Origin of the sequence: Dialister sp. (assembly GCF_036343215.1) — a bacterium.
Taxonomy (GTDB): domain Bacteria; phylum Bacillota; class Negativicutes; order Veillonellales; family Dialisteraceae; genus Dialister.
Map to the genome: position 1 here is coordinate 1 of NZ_JAZASU010000044.1, position 13754 is coordinate 13754.

At 48.4% G+C, this 13754-nt stretch carries 6 protein-coding genes; 3 read left to right on the top strand and 3 right to left on the bottom strand.

Features of this window, described 5'->3' with window-relative positions; all coding sequences use genetic code 11:
* Positions 1-282 precede the first annotated feature (282 nt).
* The gene (locus tag VZT47_RS06900; RefSeq protein ID WP_330224240.1) at positions 283-462 is read left to right on the top strand and encodes a type II toxin-antitoxin system HicA family toxin; all 180 of its coding nucleotides are present in this window, start codon (positions 283-285) and stop codon (positions 460-462) included.
* A 2-nt stretch (positions 463-464) separates the two neighbouring features.
* Positions 465-890, top strand: a complete 426-nt coding sequence (locus VZT47_RS06905) for a type II toxin-antitoxin system HicB family antitoxin (protein ID WP_330224235.1) — start codon at positions 465-467, stop codon at positions 888-890.
* Between the two features lie 141 nt (positions 891-1031).
* Here the strand turns inward: VZT47_RS06905 and VZT47_RS06910 are convergent, their stop codons facing one another.
* The 3 genes from VZT47_RS06910 to VZT47_RS06920 all read right to left on the bottom strand — a co-directional run bounded on the left by VZT47_RS06910 (position 1032) and on the right by VZT47_RS06920 (position 4736).
* Positions 1032-2228, bottom strand: a complete 1197-nt coding sequence (locus VZT47_RS06910; RefSeq protein WP_330224236.1) for an ATP-binding protein — start codon at positions 2226-2228, stop codon at positions 1032-1034.
* Positions 2229-2666: 438 nt separating this feature from the next.
* Positions 2667-4034, bottom strand: coding sequence for a PhoH family protein (locus VZT47_RS06915; protein WP_330224237.1), 1368 nt, complete (start codon positions 4032-4034; stop codon positions 2667-2669).
* 36 nt (positions 4035-4070) lie between these two features.
* Entirely contained in the window at positions 4071-4736 is a 666-nt protein-coding gene (locus VZT47_RS06920; RefSeq protein ID WP_330224238.1) for an HD domain-containing protein, read from the bottom strand.
* Positions 4737-6025: 1289 nt separating this feature from the next.
* Between VZT47_RS06920 and VZT47_RS06925 the strand changes: the two genes are divergently transcribed.
* Positions 6026-12907, top strand: a complete 6882-nt coding sequence (locus VZT47_RS06925) for an ESPR-type extended signal peptide-containing protein (protein WP_330224239.1) — start codon at positions 6026-6028, stop codon at positions 12905-12907.
* The last annotated feature ends 847 nt before the right edge of the window (positions 12908-13754 follow it).

A 13754-nucleotide genomic window follows, 5' to 3' on the forward strand; every position in this document is an offset into this window, starting at 1 on the left:
AATGGCCAAATGCCGTAAGTCCGTAGACCAGGGTCTTTCCCAGATGTCATTAAGGAGGAACCGATGCATGGCTCCAAGGGTGAATCGTTGAAAAGTCGCAAATTACCTCTTGACAACGGTCACTTCATAACAGCAGTTAGTATGTCATACAAATTCAAAAGACTGTGAAATGATGGAAATATGATTCACAGTCTTTTGCTTTACACGTATTGACATTATACGTATAAAATGAATATACTAAGGATGAAAGAAGGTGTAGTGATGCCTAAGACTCCAAAGCAAATGGAAAAAATTATAATATCTGATGGGTGGGTTCTCATAGCACAACGTGGCTCACATCGGCATTATGTTCATCCAACCAAAAGAGGTCGGGTAACCATTCCATTTCATACAAAGGACTTGGACATCAGAACAGAAAAATCGATTTTAAGACAGGCTGGATTGCTGAAGAAGGAGGGATGAACATGTTATCTGCTTACCCCGCATGTTTCTATGAAAATAAAGATGGCTCCTATACCGTGATTTTCCCTGATCTGGACTATACGGCCACCCAGGGGGATAATCTGGAAGATGCTTTTGCCATGGCGGTAGACTGTCTGGCGGGTTATCTCTACACCTCTCTGGAAAATCATGAGTCCTTTCCGAAAGCTTCCGTCATGAGCTCTATCGATCCGAAGAAAGTACTGCAGGAGATTGACTGTGACGATGATGATAAAGGATTTGTGAATATGGTCACGGTAGATGTGAAATCCTATGCCCGGGATCACTTTGAGAAATCGGTGAAAAAGACCCTGACCATTCCCGTATGGCTGGACGAAGCTGCCAAAGCGAAGCATATTAATTTTTCAAAGGTCCTCCAGAAAGCGCTGAAGGAAGAACTGCGGATGTAGTCATAGTCGTTAGTATGTCATACAAATTTAAAAGACTGTGGAATCATGAAAAAGATTCACAGTCTTTTTATCGTGGAAATTTGTTAAATGGATTTTACGAATTTCCTTATTTCCAAGATTTTATAAAATGAATTTTACAAATCATTTTTCTCCCAGCAGCCAGTCGTATACATTGACCTGCCAGATGCCGTTGTAGGATGCCATGGGAAGGTAATCCATGGAAAGGATGATTTTGGGATTATGGTCATGGATGGCAAGGAGCGGCGCCAGTTCACGGTCTCGCGTATGGGTATCCAGAATGGACTGGGAGACCTGGATGTACGTCGTGAGGCCATCACGGAGGACGATGAAATCGACTTCTGACTGACCTACCCGGCCCACATAGACTTCATAGCCCCGGCGCAATAGTTCCAGATAGACGATATTTTCCAGGATATGACCGCTGTCACTCTGTTTTGAACCCAGGAGGAAATACCGGAGACCCATGTCGGCGGCATAGTATTTCGCACTGTTCTTCAGCCGTTCTTTGCCTTTTACGTCATAGCGTTCGGCCCGGTAAAGAATGAAACTGCTTGTGAGGGCGGAAATATAGGATTCCACGGTGGGGACGGAAATTTTTCGGCCCATGGAAGTCAGGGTATTGGCGATTTTTGTGGAGGAAGCGATATTTCCTATATTGTCATACATGAACTCGATGAGACTCTGAAGCTGGGAAATATCGGATACCTTTTTACGGAGAGCCACGTCCTTGACAAGAATCGTATTGTAAATGCCTTCCAGATAAGCCCGGATATCTTTGGAATCCGTGAATTCCAGAGCACCAGGGAAGGAACTGTTCAGGAGATAGCGGGCATAAAGCTTCGGCGTATTGTGCTCTTCAGGAAAGGCGGAGCAATATTCAGCAAAGGACAGGGGAAGCATCCGAACCTCGATGTACCTGCCGGAAATCAGAGTGGCCAGCTCGCCGGAAAGGAGGAAAGCATTGGATCCGGTGATGTACAGATCCACATTCGGCTTTGCATAGAGCCAGTCCACCACTCGCTGGAAATCAGGGACGTTTTGGATTTCATCAAGAAATACATAGTAAGGCTGGTCCTTTCCCATCCGGCTTTCGATGTATTCATAGAGGGCATCCGCGGTGAGGAGATGTCGGAAATCCCCGGACTCCAGATTCACCGCAATGATCCGGTCCGGCGAAGTCCCCGTCTCCCGGAGATACTCCTCAAAAAGGAGGAGCAGCGTAGACTTCCCGCAGCGGCGAATCCCCGTGATCACTTTGATCACATTCTTGTCCTTCAATCGCTTCAAAGTTTCCATATACTGTCTGCGTTCAATCATAGTTCTCACCATCCTTTTCAGGTATAGTATACCATAATAAGAAAATTTGTTAAATGAATTTTATAAAATAATAAATATAGCAGAATTTATAAAATTGATTTTATAAATTTCAAACAGGAAAATCATCGAATAAGAAGATGCAGACCGGGCGGGGGCAGGTTCTCTCTATTTAAAAATCGGGAATATTTATGCCGAAGGCCTATATATTCTGCGCCCAAAGGGCGCCACCACCCCGGGTTTCCCGATAGCCCCGGGATTCCCGATATCCCCGACACAAAAGCTGTTGAAAGACTCAGTTTTCCCTTTCAAATACTGCTGTCCCATATTTCCCCTATAAAAAAATAGCGCCCCGCAAGGGGCGCCGCCTTCACTGAGAACTGATAACTGATCACTTTTTACCTGCAGTTTTTCATAATGATTTGAAAATCCCATCGTAAGTTAGAACCGTTCTATCGCATCCAGTGCCAGAGCGGACCGTTCGCATTCGGAGTTGAGGAGGGTGATCTGCCAGCAGAGGGGAGAGCCCTTCATTTTTTCTGCCGCATAGGAGAGACCGTTTGTCCTTTCATCGAGGAAGGCGTTATCGATTTGTTTGGGGTCCCCGAGAAGGATGATTTTCGTGCCCCGTCCGGCGCGGGTGATGATGCCCTGTACCTGGTTCGGCGTCATATTCTGGGCTTCATCGATGATGAGGTATGTATTTACCAGAGACCTGCCGCGGAGATAGTTCATGGCTTCCATTTCGATGTAATGCTGTTCAAATATTTCCTGAATCGTATCCTGCAGCATTATTTCATCCCGGTAATTATCCTCCCCGCTGTCCATGAGCTGTTCCAGATTATCCATAATGGGCCGCATGAGGGGAGAAATCTTTTCTTCTTCCGTGCCCGGCAGGAAGCCGATATCTTTATCAAACTGCACGTTCGGCCGGCAGATGAGCATTTTTCTGTATTCGCCCCGCATATTGTTGACCACTTTTTCCAGTCCCACGGCGAGGGAATAGAAAGTCTTTGCCGTTCCGGCAGGCCCTTTTACGATGACCAGAGGAGCTCTCTGGGCACTCATCATGAGGGCTTCCTGGATGAAAACCTGGCCCACATTGTGCGGTTTCACTCCATAAGGAGAAGCGGCCGCAAAAGTGAGGGGGACGATGCGTCCTTTTTCCACCCGCCCCAGCTGGGTGGCCTGGGGATTCAGGTCATTTCTTAAAGTGACAAATTCATTTTCCGTGAGGTCCGGCGGGAGGACAGTTCCTTCCTCGTCCGTGATATATACATGATCCAGAGACACGCCCTGGGTCTGGAAAGCGGAGGATACATCGGAGCGAATATAGCAGGTGGTGCGGCCCAGGTAATTTCTCGAATCACTGGAAACCTGTTCATTGGAGAAATCTTCTGCCGGGATGCCCAGCATTTCCGACTTCAGCCGGAGCACCAGATCCTTTGTGACGAGGATGACATCCTTTCCTTCCTTCTGTGCATGGACGCAGACTTTGAGAATCCGGTTATCCGCCTTGTCCTCCGGAAGACTTTCAGGAAGAGGTTCATGGACACAATTCGTCTCGATGCGGAGGGTCCCGCCTCCCGGCAGAGGCACGCCGGAGAGGATATCCCCGGAGAGACGGAGATTTTCCAGCGTCCGGATGACTTTCCGCGCATTGGCGCCTCGTTCGCCGTCTGCCTTTTTCAGGCCGTCCAGTTCCTCCAGCACCACCAGGGGCAGGAGCCTTTCATGCTCATCGAAGCAGAAGAGGGCATCCGGTGCCTGAATCAGTACGTTTGTGTCGATGACATAGGTTTTTACCATTCCATCCACCATCCTCTATGAAATTTTTTAAGGAAATCAGCAAATCTTGTGCCCATTTGCCTTTGCCTTGAACTGGAGACCCAGCACTTCGCCTGCCCGTTTACACATGATCATGCGCTGCAGGAATATTTCAAAATAATCCATAATGGTGCAGATGGATTCATCCAGTTTGATATCCAGAATAATGGTCTTCTTCTCCGTATCGATGGTAAGCTTTGACGACTCCGCAGCATAATTGACCTTGTCATGCTTGTCAAAGGTATTGATGACAGGATTTCGTACCCGGTTTCTTCGCACATCACACTTGTCTGCCAGAATGACTGCTGCGGAAACAGGGTCAACTGCTGTCCCTGTTGCCTCATCATGCTGTCCGATAGCCGTGATGATAATAGCGATATCCTCGGGATCCGCATTCCATTTCTGAAGAAGATAAAAGGCCATGAGCGCCCCGGAGTGTGAATGATCCGTCCGGTTTACGCAGTTTCCGATGTCATGCATAAGACCAGCAATCTTCGCCAGCTCAATCAAATGGTCGTCATAGCCCAGTTTCTTCAGAATCCTCCCCGCGGTCTCAGCTACCTTCGACACGTGGGCGATGGAATGATCCGTATATCCCAGGGCACCCAGCACATCATTGCCCTGCCTGATATAGGTCAGAAGTTCCTTATTCTTTATAACCTTATCATACGATATTTTGCTCATAAATCCAACTCCTTTTTTATACTATCTTCAGTATAACTTTGAAACATGTACGCTATATATAGGATTTGTAAGAAATCAGTCAGTGGAAATAAATAGTGGTCAGGACAGGCGGTGGGAAATAAGCGGGAGCTCCCGACAGGGTGAAGGGGCGTGCGATTCTGCAAGTCGAAAATGAAGAGAAAGGTAAGCACGTAACGTAGAAGATGAAATCCGGTAATTACGTAACACATGTGAGAGACGAGTCACTCCGACGTGTCCGAAATGCAGCTCTTTTACCCGCAGGGGGACACGGGACGCTGCTGATTACCCCGGCGCAATCTGTCCGGGATTTCCGGTAAATTTCAAAGAAGCAGCCGGATGATCTGAGAATTTCAAAAGTTTAATAAAATTCTAATGATACAAATCGACTTTTTTGCTACTATACATACAGAGTAAGGATTGCGGATCCAGATCGATTCCTCCGGAAACCTGCGCGCGCCAATCAATTGAAGCAGGCGGGAGGAAGCGGTTTCATCTGAATATCCGAGCTCCAACGGTACCGTTTCCCATTCCAAAACAGTAAAAACGAAAAAACGAAAGCCACCCTCTGGCGAAATACAGACATTCTTCTCGAACCACCAGCCCGTGCCCCTGCGATTTCCCGACCTGCATCATTTCCGGGTAAAAAGTGATGCAGCCGGCTGATCCGTATGGCCTGGGCATCCCGGGACCCCGAGAATGTGCCGATGCATTCAAAGGAGGGTGGCTTTTGCTGCCTGAAAACAGGAAATAGAGTTGAGAATCCTTCCGGAATCCCTGACCGTTATGAAAGTTGTCACTGCCGGGTTCGCGGTTCTCAATACATGAAGCCCCATCTTGAATCGAAGATGGGGCTTTTATTGTTCGAAAATGAAATCTCTTCGGCCCTGTCTTGAGGGCCCAAATGTACCGGCCACTGATCACTTCAACCAACGGATTCGCCTCTCCGTTTTCTCCCGGAAGAGTTCATATGTATTCTATTTCAAACCTGTTTTTATGCGAAACGGAGATAATTAAAATGTGTAATTCGCAGAATTTATAATAGAAATAAAACTTTATTTATATAATTGACATCATTTTTTACACTGACTACAATGAAATTAAACCAAAAATTCAATTTTATAGATTCAGAAATTTTACTCATCTTACGGAGTGTTGCCTCGAAATGGAAAGATCCGAGACAATGGATGACAGAACCACCAGTTCGAGGAGGCCGCCGTATGGCGGCAGATCGGAACTGATGGTTCTTTTTTTACAATGGGAGGGGTAGTATGAACCGCATCTATAAAACCATATGGAGCGACGTCCGTCATATGTACGTGGCAGTCTCCGAAATAACAAAAAACAGCGGCAAAAAGGGAAAGAGCATCGCTGCCGGAATCAGTCTTGTCCTTTTTCTGACAATGATTGCAGGCAGTAACTATACAGCTGCTGAAACGATTCAGGGTACTGAAAATATAGCAGCAGGCAAAAATTCTTCTGCCTGGGGTACCGATACGAAAACCTATACGGAGAATGGCACTGCTTTCGGGAAAAGCACTCAGGCAGGAGGTGATGGCAGTGTGGCCGGTCTTCAGGCACTGGCTTTTGGGGAAAGCACCAAAGCACTGGGAAATAATTCCACTGCTTTTGGCAATGGAACGGAAGCGGATGGGGAGCAATCCACTGCATTTGGGCTTAAAACATATGTGAGAGGAAATAATTCTGTTGCCTTTGGTAATGGCTCCCGGGTATACGGTTCAAATTCCCTGGGAGCTATGGGCGGTAACGTAGCAGAAAACAGAAAGAAGGGCAAAGACGGTAAATACAATTATTCCGGTTCAATTTCAAATGCGATTGCTCTGGGAAAAGGGGCCTGGGCGAAACATGAAAATGGTGTCGCTCTGGGAAGCGGCGCGATTGCAGATAACCTGGGCGGGAAATATGGCTATAATGTCATAACCGGCAGCGTCGACACGACCAGAACCGATGAAGCCTGGAAATCCAATGCCAGCGGGATTGCCATTGGTAATGTGAAACCTACCCTGGGGGATATAGTGACCAGACAGATTTCCGGACTTTCTGCCGGTACCAATGATACGGACGCCGTCAATGTAGCCCAGCTGAAAGAAGCCACCACCCATTATTACAGTGTGAAAACAACGGATGATACAGACAAAGCGGGCAATAATAATTACGCCAATGATGGAGCCACAGGAAATAATGCCCTGGCCGCCGGCGTAAAAGCTTTGGCCAAAGGGGAAAATGATATTTCCATAGGAAATAAGGCCCTCACCAACGGGACCGGTTCCATCGCCATCGGCTATCAGGCTGCAACGAATATTGATTCCGGCGTTGCTATCGGCAGCGGCGCCAATACTTTGGCAGGAAAAGGCATTGCTCTGGGGGCTGATTCCGTGGCCAATCGTACAGACTATGCCAATGAAGCGATTCATCCCTACGTTCCGGTCGGAGCGGATGCAGATTCCATCAACGCCACAAAAGCTACAGTCGGGGCTCTGAGCATAGGCCGGAGCGGAGTGGACGGGAAAGAAGATGTCCGCCGCCAGATTACCAATGTAGCAGCCGGCAGTGCCGATACGGATGCAGTCAATGTGGCCCAGCTCAAAGCTCTGGAAACGAAAATCAATGCCGGCTCTTCCGGCGGGTCTGATTTCCATTATTACAGTGTGAATTCCACCAATCAGGCAGAAGGCAGCAACTATAAAAATGACGGGGCAAAAGGGGAGGATTCCCTGGCAGCCGGAGTGGGAGCGTCAGCTTTCCGGAATGGTTCGGTGGCCATCGGCAAAAATGCGGTGGCAGGAAATATTTCCGGAAATGGCGGCGATTCCATTGCCATCGGCACTTCTTCCTATGCAGGAGGAAATCATGCCATCGGCATCGGTTCAAATACCAATGCCTGGGGCAGCGAATCCATCCGCATAGGCTATTCGGCGGATAAAAGCGGGAATGGAGCGGCCACCAGAGCCATCAGTATCGGTTCCGGTGCGGATGCCAGCGGACTGGAAGGAAATGCCATCGGATCTGAGGCAAAAGCATCCGGCCAGTATTCCATGGCCCTCGGCTCCGGCTCTGAGGCATCAGGATCTTCCTCCTATGCCATCGGCGGGAAACTCGCTCAGACCGATGAATCAGGAAATGCAGTCACTTCGGATGATATCGTCCAGACCACAAGAAATCCGACCAAAGCCAATGGCGTGAATTCCATTGCCCTTGGTGCGGGAGCCCTTACAGATAAAGCAGGCTCCGTAGCTCTGGGCTCCGAATCAAAGACCAATGTGGCTTCCGGTATCACAGGCTATAATCCTTTGGGAAATACGGTCGATTCCTCCACCTGGAAATCCACCCGGGCCGCAGTTTCCATAGGAAATACGGAAGGAAATATCACCCGTCAGCTCACAGGCCTTGCCGCCGGTACAAACGATACGGATGCTGTCAATGTAGCCCAGCTCAAAGCTTCCCGGTCGAAAGTCACCTCCAATGACAAATTCGTCAATATTTCTTCCACATCTTCCCTTTCCGACGGCACCACCTATGATATTTCCCTGGCAAAAGCCAATTTGGGAAATACCGATGGCAAAGTGTCCCTTTCTGGAAATGATGGCTATGTGACAGGGCAGAACGTGACCGATGCCATCAACAATACCGGATTCAAACTGAAAACCTCCACCCCCGGCGGAGAAATGATCCATCCCGGCGATACGGTCACTCTGGATGCAGGGAAGAATATTTCCCTTACCCAGAATGGAAAAACGATTTCCATTGCCACTGCAGATGATCTCAATGTAAACAGCGTCACCGCAGGGAACGGCGATTCCTCCGTGAAAATCAGCGGTTCCGGCCTTCAGGTGGGAAATCATACCTACATTACGGGCAGCGGAATCAATGCGAACAGTCAGAAAATCATGAACGTGGCCAATGGGGAAACCGAAAATGATGCAGTAAACCTGAATCAGCTCAGGAATTCCCGCACGAAGGTCCTTCAGGGCACCAATATTGCTTCCGTAGAAGAAAGCGAAACCGATGGCCGCTTTACATACAAAGTCAATGCCATCGGTACGAAAGTGACTGCGGGAAGCAGCGGGAAAATCACCGTCAATGGCAGCAATGAAGATGGAAATATGCGGAACTACACCGTAGACCTCAGCGAAGAGGCGAAAGGAACCCTTGATAAAGTCGAAACTTCCGGCCTCACCTTTACCGGAGATATGGGAACTACCGGTGTAAAGAAACTGGGCGATTCCGTGGCCATTACGGGAGACAGAAATATTTCCACTGCCGCTTCGGACAGCGGGATTTCTATCGGGCTCCATAAAAACGTAGTCCTCGGCTCCACGGGTAAAGGAAATGACGGCTCCCTGAAAGTAGTCAGCGGAGACGGTCATACTTCGGATCTGGAAGGAAACAGACTGCGTATCTATTCGGCTCCGGCTGCGGGAAGCACTCTGGGAAGTACGAGGGTCGTTCTGGGTCTTGATCCCCAGGAATCGGGCTACCTGGCCTTGGGAAATGCATCGCTCCGAGACCATCTGTACCTTGAAAGAGGAGACAAAAAGGCCGACGCTTCTGGCAGGGAAATTGACCGTTTCAGCTACTATGGAAATGGCACAGATACCTACACACTGGCCACCCTGAATGACGGCATGAAGTACAGCGGCGATGATTATAAGGCAGCCGATGGAAACGGGGCAGAACAGAATGTACTCACAAAGAACCTGAACGACCGCCTCTCCATCACCGGCGGCGGTACGGATCTGACCGATGGAAATATCGGTGTAGTGACTGAAAATGACGGCCTTCGCGTGAAGCTGGCCAAAAACCTCTCCGGCATCACCTCCATTTCCGGTCTCACCGATCTCACTGATGCCTCTGATGGATCTTCTGCAGTCAACAAGAATTATGTGGACAGCAAGATTACCAATGTGACTTCCAATGATACGGACTATCAGCTGACTGCTAAAGCAGACGGCTACACCCTCGATGAAAATGGTAATGTAGCACTGGAAGTCAAAGACAGCAAGCATGCAGATGCAGCAGCAAAGACCGTTACCATCAAAGGCCTGGCAAGCAAATCTGCCCTGGATTCCCTGACCGACCGGGCCGTACAGTACGATCTGAATGGCACAGTCGTCGATAAGACGAAAGTAACCCTGGCCGGTGAAGGCGGAACCACCATCACCAACGTCAAAGCAGGCGAACTGAGCGAAAACAGCACTGATGCAGTAAATGGCAGCCAGCTCTATGCGACGAACCAGAAAGTTGAAACCAATACAGCCAATATTGCTTCTAACAAGACGGCCATTGAAGGAAACGCCAGCAAGATCAATCAGAATATTGCAGATATTGCTTCCAACAAGACGGCCATTGAAGGAAATACCACCAAGATCACTAAGAATACCGAAGATATTGGTACCCTGAATGATACAGTAAAGAAAGGACTGTACTTTGAAGGTGATACAGCGGATTCTAAAGTGAACAAAAAGCTGGGCGATACGCTGACTATCAAAGGCGGAGCAGCGGGAGAACTCTCTGATGGAAATATCGGAGTAGTAAAAGGAACCGATGGAGATCTCCAGGTGAAACTGGCAAAGACCCTGACCGGACTCACATCCGTAACATCCACCAATATAACCGGTAATAATGTAACCGTTAACAATTCCGTAAAAGTTGGCGGTGAAGGTGGAATCGTTATCAACAGGAATTCCATTAACAACGTTACAACCGTAACCAATGAAAATGATGTAACTAACAAGAAATACGTAGACGAAGAGATTTCCAGCGCAGCCGGAAATCTCACGGACTACCAGCTGACCGCTAAAGCAGATGGCTACACCCTCGATGAAAATGGTAATGTAGCACTGGAAGTCAAAGACAGCAAGCATGCAGATGCAGCAGCAAAGACCGTTACCATCAAAGGCCTGGCAAGCAAATCTGCCATGGATTCCCTGACCGACCGGGCCGTACAGTACGATCTGAATGGCACAGCCGTCGATAAGACGAAAGTAACCCTTGGTGGTGAAGGCGGAACCACCATCACCAACGTCAAAGCAGGCGAACTGAGCGAAAACAGCACTGATGCAGTAAATGGCAGCCAGCTTTATGCGACGAATCAGAAAGTTGGTGCAAACGAGACAAATATCACCAAACTTACCAATCTTGAAAATATCACAGACAATGGTAAGACCGTGATCAGGAATCTGGCCAAAGGCGCTGTAAATGTAGTGGGCGGAAATAATTCCGAAGTTGTGAAGTCTGATGTGGATGGAGTCGATACCTATACCGTAAACGTGAACTCCAATGGTGAAGTCAAGAGTGGGGACACAAAGATTGTATCCGGCGATACCGTATACAATGCTATTAACAATGCAAAGACGGAAATCACGAATACCACCAATGCAGTCCTTGACGGAAAAGCCAATGTGGATGCATCCAACGTAACCGGTGAAAATGTAGGCAAATGGCAGACCGTCCTCGGAAATGGCACAGTAACCTCCGGCAATACCGGTCTTGTAACGGGCGGAACCGTTTATACTGAAGTTCGTCCGAGCCAGGATGGAAACTATATTCATACCAGCAGCACAACCGGTGAAAACCTGACTGCCCTGGATAATCAGGTCAAGACCAATGCCGATGATATTGGAACAAACAAGACCGATATTTCCAATCTGAAGAACCTTTCCAATATTACCAATGAAGGCCAGACAGTAATCAGGAATCTGGCAAAAGGCTCAATCAAAGTGATCGACGGCCAGCATACGACGGTAACAAAAGGCTCCGAAGGTGACATCGATACCTATGCAGTGAATGTGACTGTGGATGGACAAGTTGCAAAAGACAATGCCGGAATCGTAAATGGTGGAACGGTATATGATGCTATCGATGCGGCAAAGACGGAAATCACGAATACCACCAATACAGCCCTTGACGGAAAAGCCAATGTAGATGCATCGAATGTAACGGGAGACAATGTCGGCAAATGGCAGACCACTCTTGGAACCGGTACAATTGTCCAAAATAATACAGGCCTTGTAAATGGTGGAACGATTTACACCGAAGTCCGTCCGACTGATGGTACCTATGTGAAGACAGCCCAGACCACGGGACAGAACCTCAATGCCCTGGATAAACAAGTGAAAGCCAATGCGGATCAGATTTCTGCCAATACCACGAATATTTCCGATCTTCAGACCAAAACCGATAATCTGACTGCCGATGTTTCCAATAAAGCCAATAAGGACGCATCGAACATCGACACCGAAGCGTGGGCAGAAAAGCTGGGCACCGGCGAAGTAAAAGCGGGAGATACGAATCTTGTCAACGGAGATACGGTTTATAATGCACTGGAAGACGTCTGTACATTAGCGGGCAAACATACCACTGTGGAAGCAGGGGACAAGAATATTTCCGTCACAAAAGACAGCGATGACAGCAAGGGTGCCAACTACAAAGTATCCCTGGCAAAGGATATTTCCGTAGAAACGGCAGAGGTTTCCAAATCCCTTACAATTGGCGGAAATACAGTGATCACCGGAGGAAGCGTGAAAGTCGGCTCTGATGTCGTCGTCAATGACAAAGGCCTTACCATCAAAGGCGGCCCCTCTGTCACGAAAGACCATGTGGACATGGGAGGAAACCAGATTCATGGAGTGGCTCCCGGATCGGCTCCCACCGATGCCGTCAATGTCAGCCAGATTCAGGGTCTGGCCAATGCTGCCAGCGGAGCCATTACGAAACTTTCAAACCGCGTCAATCGCGTAGGAGCCGGATCTGCCGCTCTGGCAGCTCTTCATCCCATGGACTTTGACCCCGATGACAAATGGGACATCGCTGCCGGCTATGGCAACTATAAAAATGCCAATGCCGCAGCCATCGGAGCCTTCTACCGGCCCAATGAAGACACCATGATTTCCATAGGCGGAAGCTTTGGCGGAGGAGAAAATATGATGAACGCCGGCATTTCCGTAAAACTGGGCCAGGGAAGCCACGTCACCAATTCCCGCGTCGCTATGGCTAAAGAAATCACCGCCCAGAAAGCAAAAATCGCTCAAATGCAGGAAGAAATGGATCAGCAGAAAGAACAGCTCGAAAAGCAGAACGAACAGATCGCACTCCTCATGAAAGCAGTGGAAGAACTGAAGAAAGGGAAATAGCTTTTAGCAGTCAGCCTTTAGCCGTTAGCAGTCAGTTGGTAGAAATAAAGCCTCTCGACCCAATCCGGGCCGGGAGGCTTTTTGTGCGGGAAATCGGGAATCAGGATTGATGGTACTGCACAATTCACGAAGCAGCGCAGATATATGGCATTGCATCACAAGGCATAAATGAGGCTGACTGACGAAACATCCTCGGGAATGATGAAGAAATCGGTAAGCAGGAAGGCTTCCCCCCGGGGAAGCTGGCTGCGAAGCAGACTGAAAGGGCAAAATCGATTCGGAGAATCGATAATCACGAACATCCATCAGGAGCTGAAAGTATAAAAGCTTTGAATGAATAGCCGTCTTCGAAACTTTGAATCGTCCGGGACTCGGGAAACGGGACTCGGGGCGGTGGCGCGGCACAATTCATGAAGCCGCGCAGATATATAGCATTGCATCACAAGGACATATGAGGCTGACTGACGAAATATTCCTGGGACAGATGAGGAAATCAGTAAGCAGGAAGGCTTCCCCCCGGGGAAGCTGGCTGCGAAGCAGACTGAAAGGGCAAAATCGATTCGGAGAATCGATAATCACGAACATCCATCAAGGGCTGAAAGTATAAAAGCTTTGAATGAATAGCCATTTTCAGCAGCTTTGCATTGTTCGGGACTCGGGAAACGGGACTCGGGGCGGTGGCGGCACACAATTCATATAGTGCCGCCCTTTTATATAGGCCTCATCAGGAGTGTAAATGTCAAGATAAGAATGTACATTTTTTTCAACTTAAGAATGTACAAAAATATCAAGATAAGCGTGTACGAATTATTGTTCCTCCGTAAAATAATCCTTTAGACGGTAAGAC